21 protein-coding genes are annotated in these 23917 nt (G+C 49.4%); 5 read left to right on the top strand and 16 right to left on the bottom strand.

Annotation, left to right across the window (positions count from 1 at the left end; translation table 11 throughout):
* Positions 1-404 precede the first annotated feature (404 nt).
* The 5 genes from FJM65_RS16020 to FJM65_RS16000 form a co-directional block, all read right to left on the bottom strand.
* On the bottom strand, positions 405-845 hold the full coding sequence (locus FJM65_RS16020; RefSeq protein WP_140622568.1) for a hypothetical protein: 441 nt from the start codon (positions 843-845) through the stop codon (positions 405-407).
* Between the two features lie 87 nt (positions 846-932).
* The gene (locus FJM65_RS16015; protein ID WP_140622567.1) at positions 933-1322 is read right to left on the bottom strand and encodes an ankyrin repeat domain-containing protein; all 390 of its coding nucleotides are present in this window, start codon (positions 1320-1322) and stop codon (positions 933-935) included.
* A 93-nt stretch (positions 1323-1415) separates the two neighbouring features.
* On the bottom strand, positions 1416-1712 hold the full coding sequence (locus FJM65_RS16010) for a barstar family protein (protein WP_140622566.1): 297 nt from the start codon (positions 1710-1712) through the stop codon (positions 1416-1418).
* Positions 1713-1782: 70 nt separating this feature from the next.
* Entirely contained in the window at positions 1783-2277 is a 495-nt protein-coding gene (folK, locus tag FJM65_RS16005; RefSeq protein WP_140622565.1) for a 2-amino-4-hydroxy-6-hydroxymethyldihydropteridine diphosphokinase, read from the bottom strand.
* The gene (locus tag FJM65_RS16000) at positions 2270-3115 is read right to left on the bottom strand and encodes an alpha/beta hydrolase family protein (RefSeq protein WP_140622564.1); all 846 of its coding nucleotides are present in this window, start codon (positions 3113-3115) and stop codon (positions 2270-2272) included. Before FJM65_RS16000 ends, folK begins: the two co-directional genes overlap by 8 nt.
* A 269-nt stretch (positions 3116-3384) precedes the next feature.
* Here FJM65_RS16000 and FJM65_RS15995 point away from each other — a divergent pair, with 269 nt between their 5' ends.
* From FJM65_RS15995 to FJM65_RS15985, 3 genes are all read left to right on the top strand, one after another.
* On the top strand, positions 3385-4362 hold the full coding sequence (locus FJM65_RS15995; protein WP_140622563.1) for a polyprenyl synthetase family protein: 978 nt from the start codon (positions 3385-3387) through the stop codon (positions 4360-4362).
* A gap of 636 nt (positions 4363-4998) precedes the next feature.
* Entirely contained in the window at positions 4999-5628 is a 630-nt protein-coding gene (locus FJM65_RS15990) for a class I SAM-dependent methyltransferase (protein ID WP_140622562.1), read from the top strand.
* 139 nt (positions 5629-5767) lie between these two features.
* Positions 5768-7594 carry a PAS domain-containing sensor histidine kinase gene (locus FJM65_RS15985; RefSeq protein WP_140622561.1) on the top strand — a complete coding sequence of 609 codons (1827 nt, stop codon included), beginning with the start codon at positions 5768-5770 and terminating at the stop codon, positions 7592-7594.
* A 115-nt stretch (positions 7595-7709) separates the two neighbouring features.
* Here the strand turns inward: FJM65_RS15985 and FJM65_RS15980 are convergent, their stop codons facing one another.
* The gene (locus tag FJM65_RS15980) at positions 7710-8885 is read right to left on the bottom strand and encodes a peroxiredoxin family protein (RefSeq protein ID WP_140622560.1); all 1176 of its coding nucleotides are present in this window, start codon (positions 8883-8885) and stop codon (positions 7710-7712) included.
* Between the two features lie 278 nt (positions 8886-9163).
* Between FJM65_RS15980 and FJM65_RS15975 the strand changes: the two genes are divergently transcribed.
* Complete coding sequence (locus tag FJM65_RS15975; protein ID WP_140622559.1) at positions 9164-11443, top strand: aconitate hydratase; 2280 nt, start codon at positions 9164-9166, stop codon at positions 11441-11443.
* A gap of 122 nt (positions 11444-11565) precedes the next feature.
* Here the strand turns inward: FJM65_RS15975 and FJM65_RS15970 are convergent, their stop codons facing one another.
* Positions 11566-14862, bottom strand: a complete 3297-nt coding sequence (locus FJM65_RS15970) for a S8 family serine peptidase (RefSeq protein WP_140622558.1) — start codon at positions 14860-14862, stop codon at positions 11566-11568.
* Between the two features lie 424 nt (positions 14863-15286).
* The gene (locus FJM65_RS15965; RefSeq protein WP_140622557.1) at positions 15287-15574 is read right to left on the bottom strand and encodes a sll1863 family stress response protein; all 288 of its coding nucleotides are present in this window, start codon (positions 15572-15574) and stop codon (positions 15287-15289) included.
* A gap of 323 nt (positions 15575-15897) precedes the next feature.
* Here FJM65_RS15965 and FJM65_RS15960 point away from each other — a divergent pair, with 323 nt between their 5' ends.
* Entirely contained in the window at positions 15898-16338 is a 441-nt protein-coding gene (locus tag FJM65_RS15960; RefSeq protein ID WP_140622556.1) for a response regulator, read from the top strand.
* A 35-nt stretch (positions 16339-16373) separates the two neighbouring features.
* Here the strand turns inward: FJM65_RS15960 and FJM65_RS15955 are convergent, their stop codons facing one another.
* From FJM65_RS15955 to FJM65_RS15920, 8 genes are all read right to left on the bottom strand, one after another.
* Positions 16374-17726 (bottom strand): ATP-binding protein, encoded by a 1353-nt coding sequence (locus FJM65_RS15955; protein ID WP_140622555.1) that lies wholly within the window; start codon positions 17724-17726, stop codon positions 16374-16376.
* A 3-nt stretch (positions 17727-17729) separates the two neighbouring features.
* Positions 17730-18770 carry an ATP-binding protein gene (locus FJM65_RS15950; protein ID WP_140622554.1) on the bottom strand — a complete coding sequence of 347 codons (1041 nt, stop codon included), beginning with the start codon at positions 18768-18770 and terminating at the stop codon, positions 17730-17732.
* Complete coding sequence (locus FJM65_RS15945; protein ID WP_140622654.1) at positions 18760-19164, bottom strand: anti-sigma regulatory factor; 405 nt, start codon at positions 19162-19164, stop codon at positions 18760-18762. The genes FJM65_RS15950 and FJM65_RS15945 overlap by 11 nt, the downstream gene beginning before the upstream one ends.
* Complete coding sequence (locus tag FJM65_RS15940; protein WP_140622553.1) at positions 19157-19564, bottom strand: STAS domain-containing protein; 408 nt, start codon at positions 19562-19564, stop codon at positions 19157-19159. Before FJM65_RS15940 ends, FJM65_RS15945 begins: the two co-directional genes overlap by 8 nt.
* A gap of 9 nt (positions 19565-19573) precedes the next feature.
* Positions 19574-20446, bottom strand: coding sequence for an STAS domain-containing protein (locus FJM65_RS15935; protein WP_140622552.1), 873 nt, complete (start codon positions 20444-20446; stop codon positions 19574-19576).
* A gap of 499 nt (positions 20447-20945) precedes the next feature.
* A complete protein-coding gene (gene map, locus FJM65_RS15930; protein ID WP_140622551.1) occupies positions 20946-21710 on the bottom strand; it encodes a type I methionyl aminopeptidase in 765 nt (254 codons plus the stop codon).
* A 540-nt stretch (positions 21711-22250) separates the two neighbouring features.
* Positions 22251-23060 carry an alpha/beta hydrolase gene (locus FJM65_RS15925; protein WP_140622550.1) on the bottom strand — a complete coding sequence of 270 codons (810 nt, stop codon included), beginning with the start codon at positions 23058-23060 and terminating at the stop codon, positions 22251-22253.
* 100 nt (positions 23061-23160) lie between these two features.
* Entirely contained in the window at positions 23161-23631 is a 471-nt protein-coding gene (locus FJM65_RS15920) for a hypothetical protein (protein ID WP_140622549.1), read from the bottom strand.
* Between the last annotated feature and the right edge of the window lie 286 nt (positions 23632-23917).

The raw sequence follows: 23917 nt of genomic DNA, 5'->3' as shown, positions 1-23917 counted from the left end.
GGTTGTTTGGGTAAAGGCTTGTGCAAAAGAAAACGAGGCGAAGCAGAAGTGTGGCTTCTATACTTCTTACTTCAGGTTAATTTCAAATTTTTGTATACTCAAGCTACTGTTTTCCTGAGATAGTTCAAAGTGGATCGCCCACTGAAAATCCGTATCGAAAACTGTCGTTAATGTGTCCCCGCATTGGTCGGCTCTGTCGAGGCTGAGAGAACAAATCACATACTTTAACCAAGGCCTGTCAATGTTCAACAGCCCGATTCCAGCCTAGTCATTCTTCCTATCACTATCGCAATTTAGCTTGTACCAATCCTGAATCCTGTCGATAATTTCTGTCAATATTATATAGTTTTAATATATGTCAACGTACTTGGCCATAAGGCGGCGCAGCTGGCTTATGGGTGTGGTTACATTATGTTCTTTTTTTCTTCGGCTGTACCAGAACTCAAACGAACAACAAGCCGCTTATACTTTATCAATGCGGTTAATAGGTTCCCACCATATAATGTGATAAAACAGAGGGCGCCAACCCAAATTTCATTCGTTTCATATGCCATGAGTAAGGCCATAATTAAAATTATAATGAGCATCCGTACCATGTAGAACTTGAACAAAAGTTTGTTCCCAGCTATTTCAAAAGAACCTTTCTCAATCTGCCCAAAGTAGTCAAAACTCATTCCCCAGAAAGAAACTTTAAATGTCAGTTTATTACCTAATATTTGAATATCAATTCCTTTATTTCTTTCAATGAAGCATTTAATCTCATTAATTAAATGTGCCTCTTCCAAATTATGTTTAGACTTATCAATTTCCGCTTCAAAACTAAATGATATTGGTAACGCCATCACTGATAATTCATCCTTTAACTTGAATACATTGCAACGTACTTGCCTATAATGTGGCGTAGCTAAATTATAGGCGTGGTTGGCACTGCGTTATTCTTCAAAATACTGTTTGACATTATAGTTGCTTATGGTATTAGCTAAGTCAACAGGGCTTATTCCGCTGTTATTCTTGGCAAACCTGTCTGCACCGTTTCTTAAAAGAAATTCAATAAACTCACCCTTACCTTGTGATGAAAAAGTTGCTCTCCACAACACGTTATTCCCGAAGTCATCTTTCGCATTGACATCAGCACCTTTTGAAATCAGTATCTGACCTATTTCTACAGCTAAGTATTGGGCTGCATAATGAAGTAAAGTCCAGCCTTTGCTACCTCTGGTGTCTATGTTTATTGGGCTTGCTTCTAATACATCAATAAATTCTTCGGTATTACTATTTACAATACAGGAAATTAATTTATCAAAAGCTGGATTCTTCTTCATCTATGCTTTTCTTCTATAATTCTAATGTGTGCTAACGGACTTGGCTATGCGGTGGCGAAGCTGCCGTATAGGTGTGGTTATACTTATTAATTTTTAAAAACCGAGAGAAACTAAAAGGGAAGGATTTTCACCAGCTTCAATCTTTCTATAATTAACAAAAGCACTGCATTCAAGAAATGCATCAAGTATTTCAGGTACTGTTTCTCTCATTGATTTACCGTTTTCAATATGAATTACCGCTTGTTCGTCTTCCGTTAGTTCATCTACACAATCAATCCAGGCATTCATATTTTCTCCATAATAATCAGGAAAGCCTAAAATGTTTTTAAACTCTCTATGAAAGGATTTCCAGTCAGTTAAGTTGTCAGCCTTAATTGTAAATTTTTTCATAGCTTTTATTAAGTATAACTACTGGCTATGCGTAAACATACGCTTATCTGCACTATATGCGGAAGCTTGTTCACTTAATTCTCTCCTCAAACGCCCACACCTCCAGCTCATCTGGGCACTCCTGCAGCAGCTGGTTTATACTTTTGTGCAGCACCGGGTGCTCTAGCTCTGAGGCCAGCTCTGCCATTGGCAGCAAGGTAAACCGGCGCAGGTGCAGCTGCGGGTGAGGGATGGTGAGGCGCTGTGTCTGCTGCACCAGTTCGTCGTAAAACAGGATGTCGATGTCGATGACGCGGGCGCCCCAGTGCTCGTGCCGCACCCGGCCAAGCTCCTGCTCAATCAGGTTTATACTTTGCAGCACCTCTTCCGGACTTAATTCCGTTTGTACCTCCAGCACCTGGTTCAGGAAGTTGGGTTGGTCGGTTTTCCCCCAGGCGGCAGTCTCGTATACTTTGGAGCTGCGCGTGAGAGTGCCCACCTGCTGGTTTATACTTTCGCGGGCCTGCTGCAAGTATAAAGTGCGCTCGCCGAGGTTGCCGCCCAGCAGCAGGTATACCTTAGGCATGGCGGCGGAAGAAATCTATACTTAGGTCGGCAGCTTTACGGGCAGCTTCCGGCAGTTCGGTTTTCTCGTAAGGATGACTGCCCCCAAACGAGTGGTCGGCTTCGGGTAGCAGGTGTAGCTCGGCATCGGGTTTCCAGCTTTGCAGGTCGTGGGCCATCTGGGTCGGTAGCGTTTCGTCCTGCTCGCCGTGCAGCAGGAGCAGGGGCTGTTGCATGCGCTTCACCACGGTAGGGATGTCCAGGCGGTACTTGTTCTCCACGAAATCCTCCACAATCTGGTAATACAGCGGCATCTGCAGGCCGGTGCGGGCATTCTGCACATACTGCACACCCTCTTCTTTCCACTTGTCCATGTGCAGCTCGTCCCAGCGGTTGTCGTAGCGGTTTACGGCGGCCCAGGTGGCTACGGCTTTTACGCGCGGCTCCTCGGCGGCTTTTAGAATCACGGCGCCTCCGCCACGGCTGTGGCCGATCAGGTAAATGCGGCTCAGGTCCAGCTCCGTAGCCTCCACAGGCGGGTTGTCGGAGTGCAGCAAATCAATTAGCGCCTGCATGTCGTCTAGCTCCAGGCTGAAGTTGTTTTGCCCGAATGCTTCCATGTCGTGCATGTCGGCGTAGTTGTCCACGGTGGTGCCGTTGTAAGCAAAGTTAAACTTGATGAACACAAAGCCTTGCTTGGCAAAGTAGGTGGCCAGCAGGTTAAAGTGTCCCCAGTCTTTAAAGCCCTTAAAACCATGGGTAAAGATCACGACGGGCTTTGGGGTGTTGTCGGGCCGGTAGGTGGCATCGGCAGTGAAAGGGCGACCGTGCTCGGGGTATACTACAAAATCAACTTTCATCTTGTAAATTGCTTAGTTGTTGAGGGTTAAATGGTTGTTTGGGTGGATGTACGAGATACATGCTGTTCTTGCTCCGGATGTTTCTGCTATAACACTACTTTGGAGAGGTGAAAATAGAACCATCATGCAAAAAAAGTATACATCCGAGCGAGTGCTGAGATAAAGCCATCAAACAATTTAACCATGCAGCAATTTAACAATTAAACCCTGTTTTGCCAGCACAGGTTTGGAAAGCACTTCCGGAGGCCGTAATATTGCGGACTTAACACATGAGCATAAGTCTAAACGAAATACAGGCGCCCATCGCGTCAGAGATGCAGCTGTTCGAGAAGAAGTTCAGGGCTTCCATGAAGACCCGCGTTTTGCTTCTGGACCGGATCATGAGCTACATCGTCAAGCGCAAGGGTAAGCAGATGCGGCCGATGTTCGTGTTTTTCTCCGCCAAGCTCTTCCAGGAAAGTATAACCGATGCCACCTACCGCGGCGCCGCCCTGATTGAGCTGCTGCACACGGCCACCCTGGTGCACGACGACGTGGTGGACGACGCCAACTACCGCCGCGGTTTCTTCTCTGTAAACGCTCTCTGGAAAAACAAGATTGCCGTACTGGTAGGCGACTACCTGCTCTCCAAAGGCCTGCTGCTCTCGCTGCACAACGACGATTACGAGCTGCTCAAGATCGTATCGAACGCGGTGAAGGAGATGAGCGAGGGGGAGCTGCTGCAGATAGAGAAAGCCCGCCGCCTTGATATTACCGAGGATGTATACTTTGACATCATCCGCCAGAAAACCGCCTCGCTGATCGCCTCCTGCTGTGCCGTGGGCGCTGCCTCTGCCGGTGCCTGCAAAGAGGAGGTGGAAAAGGCGCGTCTGTTCGGAGAGAAAGTGGGGATCGCCTTCCAGATAAAAGATGACCTGTTCGACTACGGTACTGCCGAGATCGGCAAGCCGGTGGGCATCGATATTAAGGAGAAGAAGATGACCCTGCCACTGATCCACGCCCTGCGCGAGGCCGACTGGCTGACCAAGCGCCGCGTGATCTACAACGTGAAAAACAACAACGGCAACAACAAGCGCGTGCAGCAGGTAATCGACTTTGTGAAGCAATCCGGCGGCATTGAGTACACGGTGCAGGCCATGAACCGCTACCACGCCGAAGCCCTCGAAATCCTCCACACCTTCCCCGACACCCCATCCCGCCGCTCGCTGGAGCAGCTGATTGCCTATACCATAGAGCGGGAGAAATAGGCTTAATTGTTACATTGTTGCAGTGTTTAATTGCTGTTTATACTTTGTAGGGACAGGTCGCGACCTGTTCGTCCGATAGCCTAAAGCTTCTAGCGCAAGCGTCCGCTTGTGCTGCCGCAAATACAGTTAAAGGCACAAGCGGACGCTTGCGCCAGGAATTTGATATGCCAGATGAAGTTAATTTATAGTTATAGCGTACTTTTCTTTATTATTCTAGCTACCGTTTTTTTATACAGTAAAGCTTATTACCACTTTCAGTTACGCCGGAGGCTTGACCCTGAATTAACAGAAACTAAGTTTCTTCACTTGTTCTTTAACCCTTTTCTTTTCTTCGGTAATCCAGCCTTATTTTTTCCTATTTACATCAAGTTCAAAGACTTCGACGATATAGAAGCTAACAGACTTCAGATTAAGGTGATGTTTTACGTAAAACTCTTTTGGATAGTATTTGGGGGAGTAATAGTGTTAAGCTTTGTCGGAGCTAGCTTTGGTATCAAAGAATTAGTGTTTTGATTTATTCCTTCCTCAGATTGAAAGGTCACTAACCTTATACTTCTGTAAACATCAACCGGAATTTTGTAACAGGTAGTATAGCAGTATAGGTAGCTTTGTGCATGCAAAATAACCTATGAAAAAATGAGCCTGAATACCAACGCCTGGAACCGCCTGCGGTATACCTTGTACCTGCCGTTCTACGATTTTGTAGCTGACCGCATTTTCCGGAAGTATAGGCAGCGCTCGGTGCAGCTGCTGGGAGCCAAGCCCGATGATGCCATCCTTATACTTGGCGCCGGCACCGGCCTTGACCTGCCCTACCTGCAGGGCTACACCAACCTCACCGCCATCGACATCACTCCTGGTATGATAACAAAGCTAAAGCAGCGGGCTGCGGAACTGCAAATCCCGGTAAACGCGCGGGTCATGAATGGGCAGCAGCTGACCTTTGCCGATGCCTCTTTCGACGCCGTTATACTTCACCTCATCCTTGCCGTCATCCCGGACCCCATAGCATGTATAAAAGAGGTGGAGCGGGTGCTGAAGCCGGGCGGCGCCGTGATGGTGTTCGACAAGTTCCTGCCGGACAATCAGAAGCCTTCCTTACTTCGCCGCATGCTCAACCAGGTGGCCAGCACGCTTTTTTCCGATATTAATCGCAGTATCGGCAACATCATCTGCCAGACTGCGTTGCAACAGGAGCTTAACGAGCCGGCGGCTTTGGGAGGAACTTTTAGAATTGTGCGGTTGAGGAAGCCTGCCGGAGTGTAGGAATGTATGGTGGCGCGTTAACTCAGCTATACCAATAAGAGCTGCTCTAAAAGTTTCTTAAGCTGAAATCAAAACTCGCCAGGGGCCGAACTACTGGAATATTTTTGGTAGTTTAGACCTTTGCCCATAATCCCAGTACATGACTAACGCTGCAGCTTCCTCACAGGAGGAAGACATATCCGCTCCTGCTACCCTTTTAGAGGAGCAGCTCTTCATTTTCAATGCCTTGCCAGCTGCATACCTTCTGCTCTCCCCAGAGCTTAAGATAGAGGCAGCCAGTGATGGATACCTGCAGGCCACCCTCACCGAACGGGATAAGTTAATTGGGCAGTACATCTTCGATGCTTTTCCGGATAACCCGGAGGCAGTTGAGGCACATGCAGTCAATAATCTAAAATCATCCTTACTGAAGGTGCTGTCAACGGCACAGCCGCACGAGATGGAGCTGCAGCATTACGACGTACCCGACCCGAAAAACCCGGGGCAGTTTGTGAAGCGACACTGGCTGCCGCGAAACACACCGGTGCTGGGCCCCGACGGGCGTGTGAGGCATATCATACATTGTGTTGCCAACGTAACCGACAAGATCAAGATTGAGGGTCATTTGCGGGAAAGCCGCACACGGGAGGCCATGGCTCATGCCGCAGCGGAGGAAAATGAACAGGCCCGGCAGCAGGTAGATGCCATAAACCAGGAGTTGGAAGCCCGTGTAGCCCTGCGAACGCAGGAGCTGCAACAGGCAAGACAGCAGGCAGAGTGGCAACGCAAACGCATACAGGATATTTTCATGCAGGCACCCGTGGCCATCGGCATTTTTACGGGCAAGCAGTACACGGTAGAGCTGGTAAACCCGCTTATGTGTGGCATACTGGGCAAAGAAGCCGAAGAGTTGCTTGGTAAAAGCCTGTTTGAGGCTGCGCCCGGTTTAGCAGGACAAGGTTTCAAGGCTATTTTCACAGATATGTTGCACACGGGCAAGCCCTATATCCGGAAGGAGATGCCTGTGAACCATAAAAAGGACGGCAAGGAAAAGACCAGGTTTTACGACGTTGTGTATGAGCCCTTTCGGGATGATCAGAAGGAGATAACAGGGGTTATTCTCATTTTAACCGAGGTAACCGAGCAGCTGGAGGCCAGATTGGCAGTGGAGAGCGGTAAGCAGCAGGCGCAGACGCTGGCCTCTGAGCTTGCTGTGGCAAACGAGAAGATGCAGCTGGCAAACGCAGAAATACACGCATCCAACACTGAGCTTAGCAATACCAATGAGCAGCTCAAGCGCATAAATACGGAACTGGATAGCTTTATTTATACAGCCTCCCATGACCTGAAAGCCCCCATTCTGAACATTGAGGGACTGGTGGAGGCACTGCGGGATGAACTGCCGCCGGAGAGCCTGCGCCTGGAAACCATACAGCGCCTTATCAGCATGATGCTGGAGTCCGTAAAGTGCTTTAAAAATACCATTTATCACTTAACGGAAATAACCAGGCTGCAGAAAGAGACTGCAGTTGAGGTGGAAGCTGTAGATGTGCAGGAAGTGGTAACCAGTGTGCAGATGGACCTGGCAAACCTGATAGAGGAGGCCAGTGCCCAGCTTTTGGTAGATGTTAGCGAGTCGAAAACGGTGAGCTTTGCCAGAAAGAACCTGCGCAGTATACTATACAACCTGCTCTCAAACGCCCTAAAGTACCGCTCCCCAGACAGGCCTTTGATTGTAAACGTCAGGGGCTATGCAACAGCGCAATACCATGTGCTTTCGGTTTCTGATAATGGCCTGGGGGTAGACTTGACCCAGCAGAGCAAGCTCTTCGGGATGTTTAAGCGACTGCACATGCACGTAGAGGGCTCTGGTATCGGCCTGTACATGGTGAAGAAGATTCTGGATAATGCCGGCGGTAAAATAGAGGTAAGCAGTACAGTAGGGGAGGGAACTACCTTTTCCGTTTTCTTTCCGCTCACCAACTAGCATTTTATGTCTAAACCAGGCATAAAAGCAAAGGCCGCTGCTTCATCAGAAACAGCGGCCTTTGCTTTTATACTTTGTCGATCCAACAATCAACAATCAACAATCAACAATCAAACTACTCCGCCAGCAGCTCCTCCATTGTCTTATTAAAATCGGCTACAAATTCGTCGTAGTACTTGCCGGTGCCGGGGCCGGAGAAGCCGGTGTGGATCTTGCGCACCTTGCCGTCGCGGCCGATAAAGATGGTGGTTGGGAAGGAAAGAACGTGGTTTAGCGCTGGCAATGCCTCTGCAGCTGCCGCTTTGTCTGACACGCCGGCAACGAGCAGGTCATAGTTCACGTTCAGGCGCTCTTGCATCTTCTTCAGGCGGGCAGCGGCCTGGTCAAACTCAGGGCTGCGCTCAAAGCCAAGGCCTATAATTTCCAGGCCCCGGTCCTTGTTCTTGTCGTAGTAAGGCGCCAGGAAGTTGGTCTCGTCCATGCAGTTCGGGCACCAGGAGCCCACCAGCTGCACGATCACCACCTTGCCTTTATACTTGTCATCAGACAGCGACACCTGTTCGCCCTCCAGGTTCGGGAACGTGAACGAAAGCGTCTCGTAGCCCGGCTTCAGGAACGTGAGCGAGTCGGCGCTGGCCAGCTCGGCATCGGGGTTGCGCTTCCCGGTCCAGCTCTCATAGCCGCTCATGCCGGCATAGAAGTTTCCGGTCAGGGTGCTGTCGTTGTCAGGCGTGGCCGTGAACAGGTAGGCGTGGTTGCCATCGAAGGTAGAAAGCTGCAGCTCGTTTCCGGCCACCTGCCCCTCCAGGTAGCGGTAATCGCCGGTCTCGGTCAGGAAGGTGCCGGTAGCGTAGTTGCCGTCTTGCTTAAACTCTCCTATGGCCACGTAAGGCTCACCGCCACGCGGCGTAAACACAACCTCCCATTTGCCATCGTAGTCGAAGTTGGCGGGCGCCGGGTTGGCCGCAAAGCGGTTCTCCTGGCCATGCTCTGCTGTAAAAGGCACCGCGTATGGCTCCTGCGTGTCGTTCTTCACGAAGCGCCCTGCCATCTTATCTCCCTCCACCTTGGCAATCAGGTCGGCATCAAAAATGTGCAGCCCAATTTTCACAGAGTCACCCTCTTGCTCAATATCGTCTACCAGGATGCGCTCCTCGCCGTTTACCAGGTACAGCACAGTCTTGCCGTTTTTCTCCTCGGCCTCCATGATAAAAGGTATCTCTTTACCCTCGGCATGCTGCAGGGCCACGCGCCAGCTGCCGGGTTTAATGGTGTTGTCGGTAGATGTCATAGAAGTACAGGATGTTACCAGCGGTATAATCAACAAAGCTAAAAACAAAAAAGGACTGGTATAGGTATTACTTAAGTGATGTTTCATGTATGAACTTTTTGATTTTTAAAGAGCTACAAAAGTATAGATAAGTATGCAAAATCCATACTGTATACTTTTGCATGCCTGTTAATGTAGCAACGTATATTAGTGTAGGCTTATGTTTTTAGAGATATATAGTTTTCGTACATTTGTGAACTTCATTAAAAAGAGTATAAAACACTAACAATAGCAAAACTATGGCATTTGATTTAGAAATGATCAAGGCGGTATATGCCGGCATGGAAGAGCGAATTACTGCTGCCCGCCAGGCAGTGGGTCGTCCGCTTACCCTGACAGAGAAGATCCTGTACGCGCACCTGTATGATGGCAAGGCGCAGCAGGGCTTTGAGCGTGGAAAGTCTTACGTAGACTTTGCTCCGGATAGGGTAGCCATGCAGGACGCCACGGCACAGATGGCCTTGCTTCAGTTCATGCAGGCAGGTAAGCCAACAGTGGCGGTGCCTTCCACCGTGCACTGCGACCACCTGATCCAGGCGCGCGTTGGTGCCGATTCGGATCTGCAGGACGCATACAACGAAAACAAGGAGGTATATGATTTCCTTGCTTCTGTATCTAACAAGTATGGCATCGGCTTCTGGAAGCCGGGTGCCGGTATCATCCACCAGGTGGTGCTGGAGAACTATGCCTTCCCGGGCGGTATGATGATCGGTACGGACTCGCACACACCAAATGCAGGTGGTCTGGGTATGGTAGCGATCGGTGTGGGCGGTGCTGATGCCGTGGACGTGATGGCCGGCATGCCTTGGGAGCTGAAGTTTCCGAAAGTGATCGGTGTGAAGCTGACCGGTAAAATGAGCGGCTGGACATCCCCGAAAGACGTGATCCTGAAAGTGGCTGGTATTTTGACCGTGAAAGGTGGTACAGGCGCTATCGTGGAGTACTTCGGCGAAGGTGCCGAGTCAATGTCTTGTACCGGTAAAGGCACTATCTGTAACATGGGTGCTGAGATCGGAGCCACTACTTCGGTATTTGCCTACGACAACAGCATGCGCGCTTACCTGAACTCTACTGGCCGCGAGGAAGTAGTGCAGATGGCCGACGAGGTTGCGCAGCACCTGCGTGCCGACGACGAAGTATACGCCGATCCGGCTGCTTTCTACGACCAGCTGATCGAGATCAACCTGTCTGAGCTGGAGCCGCACGTAAACGGCCCATTCACGCCGGATGCGGCCTGGCCAATTTCACAGTTCGCTTCTGTAGTGAAGGAGCACGGCTGGCCAGCAAAACTGGAAGTAGGTCTGATCGGATCTTGCACCAACTCTTCTTACGAAGACATCACGCGCGCTGCCTCCATCGCGAAGCAGGCTGTAGATAAGAACCTGGCTGCACAGGCTGAGTTTACCATCACGCCGGGCTCTGAGATGGTGCGTTACACCACGGCCCGCGACGGCCTGTTGGATACCTTCGCTGAGATGGGCGGTGTAGTACTGGCAAACGCCTGTGGTCCGTGCATCGGCCAGTGGGCGCGTCATACCGACGACCCTACCCGCAAGAACTCTATCATCACCTCGTTCAACCGTAACTTTGCGAAGCGTAACGACGGTAACCCGAACACACACGCGTTCGTGGCTTCACCGGAGATTGTAACCGCCTTCGCTATTGCCGGTGACCTGACGTTTAACCCGCTTGTAGATACCCTGACGACCAAAGATGGCCAGCAGGTGAAACTGGATGAGCCGGTAGGCATTGAGTTGCCAACTCAAGGTTTTGCGGTAGAGGATGCTGGTTACATTGCACCTGCCGAGGATGGCAGCACTGTAGAAGTAGTAGTTTCTCCTACATCAGACCGTCTGCAGTTGCTGGAAGGCTTTAAGCCGTGGGAAGGCACAGACCTCAAAGGCCTGAAGCTGCTGATCAAGGCGCAAGGTAAGTGTACCACAGACCACATCTCGATGGCAGGCCCGTGGCTGAAGTACCGTGGCCACCTGGACAACATCTCCAACAACATGTTGATCGGTGCCATTAACGCCTTCAACGGCGAGGCGAACAGCGTATACAACGACATGACCCGTGGTTATGACACCGTGCCTGCCACAGCCCGTACGTATAAAGGTGCCGGCATCGGTACAGTAGTGGTAGGTGACGAGAACTATGGCGAAGGTTCATCCCGTGAGCACGCGGCCATGGAGCCACGTCACCTGGGCGTTCGTGCCGTTATCGTGAAGTCTTTCGCGCGTATCCACGAAACTAACCTGAAGAAGCAGGGCATGCTAGGTCTGACTTTCGCTAACAAAGCGGATTACGACCTGATCGAGGAGACCGATACTTTTGATATCCTTGGCCTGGAGGATTTCCAGGAAGGCAAGCAGCTGAAAGTGGTGCTGCACCACAAAGATGGCTCACAGGATAGCTTCATGGTAAACCATACTTACAACCAAGGTCAGATCGCCTGGTTCAAAGCTGGTTCTGCCCTTAACCTGATCCGTCAGCAGCAGAAGCAAAACGCTAACGCTTAATCGCGAAGCTGCTAAGTATAAATGAAAGGCCCTGCCGTTTGGCAGGGCCTTTTTTTGTTGTGATGGGGACAGGGTAACCGCAAATTGAAGGCTCGCGGGAGGATTGCTGGAATTTTGCTTGACTATCGCCGCACCAGCACGCGCTCTACATAAGATGCACCACCATAGGTAATGCGGGCAATGTATATGCCTGCGCTCAGCTGACTAAGGTCGTAGGTGACGGAGATATTGGTGCTGGCCATTGGCACGGCGGCCACTGCTTTTCCGCTCAGGTCCGTCAGCTGAAACACGGGCGCTGTACTGTCAGAGCCATATACTGGCCTGGTCAGGTTTAGCGTAATACTTTCCGCTGCCGGGTTAGGGTAGAGCTTTGGCGCTACATCATATACGTCGATGGTTTTGGCATAGGAGCTTTGCGTGCAGGCAATGGTATTGCTCACCGTGAGACGCACTTCATAGCTGCCAGGTTTCTTATAGGTATGGTTCGGGTACTGCTCCGAAGAGCTTTGGCCATCGCCAAAATTCCAGTGCCAGCTGGTAGCATGCTCGCTTTCATCGCTAAAAGTAACGGGTTTGTTTACCTGTGCAAAATGCACCTTCTCCGCAAACTGAGCCTGTGCGTTAGGCACTACTTGCACCTGCATAGGCACCAGGGCACTCAGGTAAAGCGAATCTGCATTAGCTACGTACACCGTGGTGTTTTGCGCGGCTCCCGCAAGAGTATAGCTTTGGCCGCTGGCAATCAGGTGCTGTGCCGTAGAGTCGGCGTAGAAGTTAAAGAGGCTCCCGCCGTCCGGGCTGATCACTACATCGCTGGCCCGGCAGGTTTGGTAGGCTGCGGCAACTGGTGGCGGGCCAGATTTTATACCTTTATACTTACGCTGCGCCGCCTGAGCATACTCCTGCAGCGCCTGTAGGTTATCACCTGCCAGCACGGCAAACGCAATGGTTTTTGTCTGACCAGGGGCAAGGTCGGTGGCTGTGGCACCCAGCACGTGTGAGACGCTGCTGCCGTACTCCTCGCCTGCTTTTAAGCGGCTTACGCCGTTCGAGATGACCTTATACTTTTCGGCGTTGCTAAAGCCATCGTCAATCGATACCGTGGAGTCGTTGCTGCTCATGTTATCGGCGGCGTGGTAAATCAGCTTGTTCTCAGGCGTCAGGAGTTTGATGCCGGCGTAGGGCATTTCCTCGTAGGCATGGTAGGCGTAGCCCATTTGCAGTTCCTCATCCCACCCTATCCTGTTCTCGGTATAGTTGCCTATATCCCAATCCGCAAAAAGACCTGCATGCAGGAGCGGAATGGTTTCGTCTGAGCGGTTGGTGAGCTGGTACTCCAGAATTACATAATCCTGGTTCGGAGCATCGGCCCAAGCATACCCAACTGTCCTTACCTCCACAAGCGGGTGGCCGGAGGCATTTGTTTGCATCAGGGTACGCACCTCCTGGTCTGCCAGGCGGGTGTCGTAATATTTTCTTGTGAGTGCCAGGGGCTCAAAACCCTTGCTGTTTTGCCAGGAGGCATTGTGCAGGTTATCGGCTACTTTCCCGCTATCCGCTGAAAGTATGAGCCCTCCTTCAAACAGGAGTGAGGCGCTCCCTTTGTACGTTACCCCAACGCCTTGCCCCAAGTTAAGGCCATTGTAGCCTATGTTGCCTTGGCTGTTAAGCGTGAGCTGCAAGTTGTTGGCGTTAAGCGTGGCAAAGCTGGGGTTGATATAGAGCGCAAAATGCTGAAAGTCGGAGTAAGCGCCATCGGCGTAGCCCAGCCGCAGGTATACTTTGTAGTTGCTGGGGGCATCCTTCGAGATCTTAATTTTAAAGGAGGGGCTACCGGTAGAAGCCTCCGCCAGCGTACCCAGGCTGCCCAACTGCACCTTATCCTGCAGCACCTCCACGTATGGCGAAAGCGAGGTAAGCGTCACGTCCAGGTTAGAGAGCGGCGAGAGGTAATTCACAAAGCGGGCGTCTATGGTTACCACGCTGTTCGCCGACAGGTTTTGGTTGGCTCCCGGGCCGAAACTAGTGCAACGCACCGACTTGGGAGCGGCTGCCTTCAGGGCCTTTTTCAGGTTAAACCTGCCGGTGCCCAACATCTCCAGGTATGGCTTGTTCCCTTCCAGGTCATAAATTTTGTCAGTGCCGGCGCGCAGACGCTCTGCCACTTGCAGGGCGTTGAGCTCCGGGTAGTGAGCGCGTACCAGGGCAGCGCCTCCGGCCACGGTTGGTGCCGAAAAGGAGGTGCCTCCCACATAAACATACTTGGCATCGCCGGCCACAGAGGTGCTGTAAATAGAGAGGCTCGGCGAAATCAGGTCGATGTTATAGCTGTAGGTGTGGTCTTTATACTTTATATCCTGCTTGTCAGAGCCGCCCACCGAAACCACGTTGTCGTAGGAGGCAGGGTAGAGGTCTAGGAAGGCGTTGGTATTGCCCGCGGAGGCGACGATCAGCACATCTTTAACCAAGGCTGCGTAGTTGATGATGTCCTGCTCAAACTGTGAAAAACCCGTGCCGCCCCAGGACAAGTTGATGACTTTGCAGCCTTTATCGGCAGCATACACAATCGCCTCGTAACCGCCAAACGCCCCGCCGGGGTAGGAGGAGAAAACCTTTAGCGGCATGAACTTAGCGTTATAACCTAATCCGGCTATACCCACGCCATTATTGGTGGCACCTGCCGCCACACCGGCTACCGCTGTGCCATGGCCTTTCCAGGGGCTGTCGTCTGCTACGCTGTTGTCATGGTCGGCAAAGTCCCAGCCGCTGTAGTTATCCACCAGTCCGTCGCCGTCATTGTCTCGGCCGTCTATCGGGTCGTTGTAGTTATGCTTTACTTTTTCCTTCAGGTCCTGGTGCGAGAGCCGGAAGCCTGTGTCCAAGATACCGATAACCATGTTTGTGTCGCCCTGCTCTACTTCCCAGCCGCCGTAGGCCTGTACCTGCTTCAGGTAGAACTGCGTTGTCTTGGTGGAGTCGGCGCTAGGGTCGTTGGGTTGGTGCAAGGGCTCGCGCAGGTAGAGCGGCTCCACGTAAGCTACCTCGCCGGTAGCCATCAGGGCTGTTTTAATTTCCTCGAAGGTGTGGCCTTCTCCATACTGCAACTCATAGATCAGCGAAAGGTCTACCGCTGGCGTTGCCATACGGGCAACCCGGTTGGGCGGCGGGGCACCTGCCCCCGGAAACTTCTGCACCACGTTTTTGGCTCCTACCTGGCGCAACACTGCGCTCAGGTTTGCACCAGAGGATTTGCGCAACTGTGCTCCGGACTGTGGCTTCAGCTTGTAAACAAGCTTATTAGGTATTGCACTGTTACCAAAGTCGAACACAGGCCGCTGCGCATAGAGCGCCGGCAGGTGCAACAGCAAGAAAATGGCGAGTACTAGGCTGCGCTTGGGCAGAGGAATATGGGTAAACATTTGCTCAATAAAAATCCCGTTAAATTGAAGTATGATTTAGAGCATGAATATGACGGGTACTGCAAAAGTACCAAAAAGACCAATCATACAAGTATGATCTTAACCTTTTTTTACAATTTTTTACCTACACTTCCTTCAACTGATTTTATGAATAAATGTTTCTTTTACATTAAAAAATATTAATAAACTTTTAAATTTTATTTTGGCTCATGCAGCAACAGGTATAATAAGGGCTAGCTGGGGCACGTATTGGTATCCAAACTCAGTAAAGAAGGAAGATGGTGGAATAGCGGGAGAACACCAGCGCAGCGTGTAGCAAGTGGCTGCATTAGCTTAAGCAATGGCAAACAGGCAGGGAATGAAAGGAAGGAGGGCAGGAAATAAAGTATACGTCCCTGCACTTGGGGGTGCAGGGACGTATACTTTATTTCATCATATTATCCGCATCGTTGTGCAGGCTGTTGATGTTGTTGCGCAGGTCAGACCAGTTGTTGTGCTGTTCTCCCATTTTCCGGGTTATCAGTTCGCGCTTGCGCTCCAACCCAGCAATGTGCTCATGGTAGGTATGGTTAGAGTCGGCGGCGGTGGCGTTTACGCGGGCTTTAAGCGTTTTTATTTTATTATCCAGCTCATCCAGGCTCTTTTGCACCTCCCCCTTGGTCAGGTTGTCCGGTGCACGCATATGCTCAGGTTTGATAGGGTAGTTATCCATGTTCAAAGTTGTTGGTTTTACGTTAGCCACAAGTGGCCCTTGTCTTTTTACTTAGTTTCAGCGGAAAAAGATATGGGCGCGGCAGGCGCAAAGTGGAATCAAGCGTATGCTTTGCGTGTTGTTTAACTCAAGAGGAATCAGCCTGTTCGGGAGCTTGAAAGCCGTGGGTTGATGTAAGTCTCTCATAATCTGAGAGTATAATTAAAGTATGATGAGTGTTTGATTTTATAATTGAGATTGCGAAATTCGCGACAGGTTAAACAGACCTGGGCATGCCTTTTGCTTAAATGTTTACCCTTCCAACTATAAAAAAGAGAGGTATAATGGAGAGCTTCATAAAGCCGTACAACTATCCTTTAAACTTAGTGCTGCTGGTAGATGATGATGAAACGACCAACTATCTGAATGAGCGTTTGCTACGCGAAATGCAGGTAGCCAAGGAGATACGTGCGCTTAAGAACGGAAAGGAGGCGCTGGAATACCTAACGCAAATAGGAAAGGGAAAACTTGATAACAAGCGCCCGGACTTGATATTCCTGGACATTAAGATGCCCGTGATGGACGGCTTTTCGTTTCTGGATGAGTACCACAAGGTGAACCAGGACGACCAAAACCCGATCATCATACTGATGCTAACCTCTTCGGCAAGTTTTTATGACCTGGAGAAACTCAAGAAGTATAACAAGGTAAGGCGGCACTTCTCCAAGGCTCTGACCAAACACGACGTGTACGAGATCATGAACGAGTTCTTTAAGAAAAACTAAAAAGGGGCTGCAGCAAAGCAGCCCCTTTTTAGTGTCTATTGCTCATTGACGATTTCTGTGCCGGGCCAGGTGAAAACAAAGCGGCTTCCCCTGCCTTCTGACTCCACCCAAATCGTTGTCCCCTTCTCCTTCAGAATTCTGGTGATGATGGAGAGGCCAAAGCCCGTGCTGTTGGGAGTGTAGTGCTGCTCCCCAGACTGGTACTTGTTAAAGATCTGCTGCTGCGCTTCCGGTAGGATGCCCGGCCCGTTGTCTGTTACGCTAAAGTATAACTGTTCAGGCGTGATGTCAGCATGTATACTTATTCTGGCACCTTCCGGCCTGTCGTGGTACTTAATGGCGTTGCTGATCAGGTTACTGAATACCTGGTACAGGTATATTTCCTGGGTGTACAGCACAGGTAACTCCGGCTGCACTTCTATGGTAAAAGTTGCGGGCACGTTCAAAGAGGTGATCACCTGGTGCAGCAGCACCTGCAGGTCTACTACTTTCTTTTGAATATTATGGTGCCCGGCCAACGAGTAAGCCAGAATGCCGGTTATCAGTCGGTCCATCTTCTGGGTTTGGAGGCGCAGCATGGGCAGCATCCGTTTGCTAACTTCCTCCATTTGGTCTGCCTCTATGCACGCCTCCAGCGCCGTGGCAATGCCGTTTATGTTTTGCAGCGGCGCACGCAGGTCATGCGATACGGTATGGGCAAAGGCGTCCAGGTGCTGGTTGGCGTCCTGCAGCAGCCGGTTCTTCTTGTCGCGGTCTTCCAGCAGTTGGTTTATTTCCTCGTTAGACTGCTGCAACTGCGTGTTAAGCCGCCGGATTTCATGCAGCTGTTGCTCGGTCTCCAGGTTGCGCAGGCGCAGTTGCTCCAGCACTTCCAGCAGCTGCATGTTCTGCTTCTTTATCTCGGCATAAGGCGAGATATCCGCCTCTTTATCAAACTCTATCACCCACTTCTCTACAAGGTCCTTTGTAATGCCAGGCCCGAACGAGGGAAGCTTTTTTAGGAGCCTTACCCTGGTACCCTTCTCAAAATCGCTCTGTATCTCGAAGAGGTCTACCAGTTTCTTAGAATTGATGATGCCAGTGCCCCGCGACAGGTTGTTGTACTCTTTGCGGGAGAGGATGCTGTCTAAATTGCCTATGCCGCGGCCTCTGTCTGTTACCAGTGCCTCCAGGTAGCTCAGGCTGTTTGCTTCTGCCAGGCCAAACTGAATGCTGCCGCTACCCACGTACTCTACCACGTTACGGCAAATCTCGGATACGGCAGTGGCAAACTTGGTTTGGTTGGCCTGCGCCATCCCCAGCCGTTCCGATAGTTGCATAGCCCGTTTGTAAGCCAGCACCACGTCCAGCTCATTGGCGATATTGATCTTAAGAATGCTTCGCTGCATAGACTATACTTTATTTCTGCAGACAACTACCAGCGTGTCATCAGACTGCCTTCCGTGGTCTCTATACAATAGTGCGGCCACTGTGGTAGGCAGGTGGCGGTTCAGGGAGTGGTATTTGCTCAGGTCCCACCGGCTCTTAATGCCATCCGAGTGCAAGATCAGGGTGCGGTGACGTCCCCACTCCAATAACTGGTTGTTCAGAGTGGTGGGGATGTTGTGCCCTAGTATGCCATTATACGATATGATATTTTTATAGTGGCTGCCATTTATAGTGGTTTCGGGGCTGTACAGCTTGCCTGCTATGTTACCGATGCCGCAGTAGCTTAAGCGCTGGTCGGTGCTGATATGAGCTGCAAAGCCCACCGCCCCGCGCGTGCGTTTAATTTGCTGGTGTATGTTGCGCAGCGCCTCTGCTGGCGACAGGGTAGGGGAGGCGTTAAAAATATCTACAGCTGCCTGGGCTGCCTCGTGGGCATTCGCCCCATGGCCCAGGCCATCTAGTGCCAGTAGGTATATGCCATTGTCCCGTTCATGTATGGCAAGGCCGTCGCCGCAAAGTGTTTCCTTGGGCTTTGGAACCATGACATAGCCTATCTCAAAGCGGCTGGATTTTTTAAGAAGGGCAGGTGTTTTTCCCGGTTTAAAGACTCTGGAAAGTATGATAGTGCCCAAACCCTGCTGCGAGTAGAGGTCGAAGACATCGGACTGCCTTTTGATGGCTCCCAAGCCTTCTCCGGCAGAGCCATACGTAGATACGCCATCCTGCTGCATCCGGGTAGGGTCTGTCATGCCGGGGCCGTTGTCGAGGCAGATTACCTCAATGCCTTCGGTTGGGGAGGCGCTTAGGGTGCGCACCAAAAGCTCGCCGCCCTGCGGAGCGTGCTTGGCCAGGTTAGAGGCCATCTCCGACACCACAATATTCAGCCTGCCCACATCTCCCGGCGACATCCCGGCGGCTTCCGCCATCCTAGTGATCTCGCGTTTGGCAATGCTGGCATAAGTCTTATCAGGTAAATTAAAACGTTGGTGCTGGTTAACGTCCATGCTTCCAATGAATGATTGTAACGGTGGTGCCGGCGCCGAGCGTGCTCTTAATGTCGAACTCGTTTACCAGGCGTTTGGCGCCCGGCAACCCAAGCCCGAGGCTTTTGCCGGTAGAGAAGCCGTCGCGCATGGCTTGCTGCACATCGGCTATCCCGGGGCCCTCGTCCTGAAAGGTAAGCCTGATACCGGCCTGGGCATTTTTAGAGACAGTCTCCAGCATGACCTTACCGCCATTCGCGTACTTGAGCATGTTGCGCACCAGCTCGCTTGCGGCGGTAATAAGTTTTGTCTGGTTCACCAGGCTCATGCCAATCTTAACGCTCAGCTCACGCACCCTGTTACGGAAAGGCACAACATCCTGTTCCCGCACAATTTGCATGGTGTCTTTAGTCATTACTATCATCCGGGCCCTCCTCGTCTTCTTCAGGCTCGTCTGTGATGCCTATTTTACTGTGCAGGAGTTCCATGCCTTTTTCTACATCCAGTGCCGTGTGCACTCCCTGTAGCGTCAGGCCCAACTCTACCAGCGTAATGGCTACGGCAGGCTGCATGCCCACCACCACTGTTTCAGCATCCATAATGCGGGACATAGAGGCAATGTTGCCCAAAATGCGTCCCATAAAAGAATCTACTATGCTAACAGCCGAAATATCGATCAGCACCCCTTTTGCGCCGGTGCGGCTTACCATCGTTATCAAGTCATTCTCAAGGGTTAGGGCCAACCGGTCATACAGGTCCACCTGTATGGTCACCAGTAAAAACGACCCCATCTTTAGAATCGGAATTCTATCCATCGTACTGCTCTATCGGGTTAGGCTGATGCCAGTGTTCTTGTTGATTTTTCTTACTTCTACATTGCGCATGCTAAATGCAAGCTGCAGTGCATTTGCCAGGGAAGCCTTGGTTTTAATGTTGGATAAGTCGATACCCAAATGAACGATGGTCTGGGCGATCTCGGCACGGATACCGCTGATGATGCACTCAGCCCCCATCAAGCGTGTGGCACTAACTGTTTTAATTAGGTGCTGGGCTACCAAAGAGTCTACGGCCGGCACCCCGGAAATATCAAGTATGGCAATGCTGCTGCCTGTGTTCACGATCTCCTGCAGCAGGTTTTCCATCACCACCTGGGTGCGGGCGCTGTCCAGGGTACCGATAATAGGCAGTGCCAGAATACCTTCCCACACGCGGATAACGGGCGTCGAGATCTCGCTGATCTCATCTGTCTGGCGCAGGATCACTTCTTCGCGGCCTTTGATAAAAGTCTCAAACGTTATCACGCTCAGGTTATCGAGCAGCAGGTTCAGCTTGAGCAGCTCCTTGTAAAGCGTTTCCGGCTTGTCGCTCAGTTGCTCTTCCAGCACCTGGCTAATCGCCTGTTTCAGGCTAAGCACGTACATGCCTGTTTCGCGTGGGCTGAAGCCCTGGCGGGCCCTTGTGATAGAGATGTCGCTCAGAATTTCGGTTACCGGCTCATACTCGGGGGCATAAATGTTTTCTACGTTCCCGCTTGCGGTGGCTCTGGCCAAGCCGCTTAGCAGCTCCTCAGACTGTCGGCGCAGTTCCTCGTTCGAAATCAGGTCATCACGTAGCGAAGCGTCTGCCAATTGGTTTTGCATCCAAATGTCCAGTATCTTCTGAATGTTGTTCTGTAAAATCTGAGCTGTTGTGTTCATGTGCAGCGTTTGCGGGTTCGAGTATGAATGAAGGAAAGGTATTTTTCGCTAAAGCGCTAAAGGTACAAAAAATAAGTTGAACTAGCTTGTGTGGTGCAGGGCACAGTGCCTAAGCTAGTACGAAAGTCACAAGTATAAGTATGCCTTGTTGCCGGAGGCGTGCATAAGGGAACGTGCGCGGCAGGGTTAGCCTGCGCTTCGGCATACTTCCTGAAGTTTTAAGTATGGCTTGCCGATCCGCTTTTTGCGGTTCTGTTGTGATTATATCCTCCACATCAAACGTTGCAGAGGTTTTAATGGATTATACTTTGAATAAGTGCTGCAGAAGCGTGGGTGAAATGTGGAGTTCACTTGTAGCTCCGATGCCTGACCTGCCGCTGACGCAGGAAGTGACGCAAGGTGATTTAACGGCTATCTGTAAGCGGCTGGCGAAGGCCGTCGGCCGAAGATGCTGTCTACAAAATGTTAGCGGTTCGCGCTGGCTTCCACCATTTTGTATTTAATCAAAAATGCCATTATCTTCTGTCAATATGAGCGGCTCACCATCGGTTACAACAATTGTATGTTCGTGTTGAGCCATATAACCTCCTTTATTTCCAACCAATGTCCATCCATCACTCAACTCTTTAGTATAAGTTGATGTAGTTGAAATAAATGTTTCAATAGCGACTACTGAATTTTTCTTGAATCTTCTTTGGTCAAATCTATTCTTGAAATTGAGTAATTCATCAGGTTGTTCGTGAAGGCTTCTGCCAATTCCGTGACCGCCAAGATTTTTGATGACCCTGTAACCTCTCTTTTTAGCTTCTGTTTCTATTAAACTACCAATATCTGATATTCTCACACCTCCTTTGATGTTACTGATGGCTTTTCGTAGTATTTCTTTTGATGCGTCCACTAATTTTTGATGATGGTTAATGTCATTGCCAATAACAAAGGAACTTCCATTGTCGGCCCAAAAACCACCAAGTTCGGCCGAAACATCAATGTTTATCAAATCACCTTCTTTCAAAACTCGCTTGTTTGAAGGAATGCCGTGGCAAAACTCATTGTCAACACTTATACAAGTCCAGCCCGGGAAACCATAAGTATGATTGGGTGCTGATCGTGCTCCAAACTCTGAAAGAATTTTTGCTCCATAATCATCCAGTTCTTTTGTCGTCATTCCGGGTTGGGCATAACTCACCATTTTGTTCAGGGTATAGGCTACAGCTTCGCTTACCTTTTGCATCCCTACTAACTCAGATTCTGTTGTTATTGACATATCACCTTAATTTTTCATTGATAATTATTAGACTGACCGCTAACCGGTGTATAGTATGAGTACCCACTCTTGTTATCCGCACTTTGTGTGGAGTATAATTGTTTCATACCATCAGAAAATCAATTTAGGAAAAAATAGTAAGAGGAGGAGTGATTTGCTAGGGAACTCAATTGGAGTGACGGGGTAAAAAACGCTTAGATATTAAAGGAAAAACGCTCTTGAATGATCTATAGGACTGTTTAGTACCGGAAGCTTAAGTTAGTTTTTGTACGCCTTGCGTCAGTTATTTATCAACAAAAAGGCCCTTTACAAGCTGTAAAAGGCCTTTTTAGTAGTCGGAGTGGCGGGATTCGTACGCAAATACCACCAAATCCAGCTATGCAAAAATGCCTCTGAAGCGCCGGTGAAATGTTTGATTCTGGTGGAACTTCGATATTTTGGCCACAACTGGCGCAAGCGCTACTGACGCAGCAAGCGAGCACTGTTTTTTTATACAAGACATGTTTGAGCATTGTTTTTATGCAATGTTGGCCCTCGTTTTTAATCATTCAAAGCCCAGATCAAAGCTTTTTCTTTTGTGGCTCTAAATATTGTGTTGTGCTGCTCTTCAGGTTCGTCTGAATACTTCCATATTAATCCAAGATTTGAATTCTCCAATTTTTTATTTAATTCTCTAGTGTATGGAGAAATGTCAACTGCATCAGAACCCGCAAACCAAAGTTTCTTTTTCTGTGCGTAATCTTCTTTTGCCAATGATATAAAGTTTTTAACCAAATACTGTTCGTTATACCACAAAGCAGGATCCATTGCGATATAGTAGTCAAACATGTCATTATCCAGAAGAAAAGTCTCTATCACAAATATTCCTGCTGCAGATTCTCCAATTATTGCTCTTTTGTCTTTGGTTCGATATCTCTTATTTATTTCAGGGAAAAGTTCATTTTTAATGAAGCCTCTGAAATTATTTGAACCACCCGGATTGGGAACATACTTTAGATCATATTCAATTTCTGTTGGACCAGATAAATCTCTTCTTCTTTCTGTATTTTCAATACCAACCAAGATATACGGTGGTATTTTATTTTCCTTAATCAGTTTTGCCAAAGTGTTTGCTATGTGTGGAAAATCTTCCTTTATACCGCCATCTGGCATATAAAGTACAGGGAAACTGTCGGTCGATTGATTGTAAGTTGGAGGAGTCCAAATGTTGACAATCCGGTCTTCGTTTACGAATTTTGAACTTATGGTTAAGCTGTCGTGCTCTGGAATCTGGTCGTTATGAACGATTCCTTTGTTTTTACAGCTAATTGCCAAAGTTGCAATTAATATAAAAATTATTGCTTTTTTCATATTTTTCAGTTTTTTCAAATGTGTGCCAACGGTTAGTACAGGCTGTGAACGAGGCGCAGCCGAGTATGGAGCCTGTGCAGGGTTATGCTAAGTGGTTTTTTTATTCTATTCTGATTGGCAGATAGAACAATGACGGTTCTGTACAGCCTTCCTGATTATTTCTTTTTAACTCAATGTGATCAACATGCTTAATCAGAGTTGGCAGCAATTGAGCCAATTCCTTTTCAGGCATGTTAACAGCCTCTTCGGTACTTTTAGAGCGGAGTTTTGCCACCATGATTTCATACTTGTTGAACTTTAGGCTTTCCCTGTTATACTCTGCTTTCAGAACTACTAAGCCATGAAATGTTTTGTGAAGACTGAGTGGCTTTACAGTTTCGTCCGTTAGTTGATAGCACGGTGTTTCAATAGGGCAAATAAGTGTTTCTGCTGTGTCGGCACTTGTAGCTAATTGCTTTTTCTCAACTTCTGTAGAGGGCATACCAACTTCTGCTTCTTCTGTTGATTCGCATGAAAACAGAACAAGCGTAAGCAGTAGGTAAAGTTGAGTAAGCAGTACAGCTTTTTTCATTGTTGATTCACATTAAGCATAATTAGTGTATAGCAGGAGTTCCTACACCTGCTATCTGCACTATATGTGGAGTATGATTCTCTGATACTATCAGAGAATCAATATAGGAAAATAATTGTAATAGGAGTAGTGATTTGCTAGGGAACTCAATTGGAGTGACGGGGTAAAAACGCTTGAATATTAAAAGAGAAACATTCTTAAATAAGTGTAGAGCTACTTTGGATAAAATCTTGCGTCAGTTAGCGTTACTTTAGCATCAGTAGAAAGGGCCTATACTGCAAGTATA

The sequence above is a fragment of the Pontibacter mangrovi genome, assembly GCF_006385705.1.
Classification (GTDB): Bacteria; Bacteroidota; Bacteroidia; order Cytophagales; family Hymenobacteraceae; genus Pontibacter; species Pontibacter mangrovi.
The sequence above is the reverse complement of the archived record's forward strand: the minus strand, read 5'-3'. Positions and strand labels throughout refer to the sequence as shown.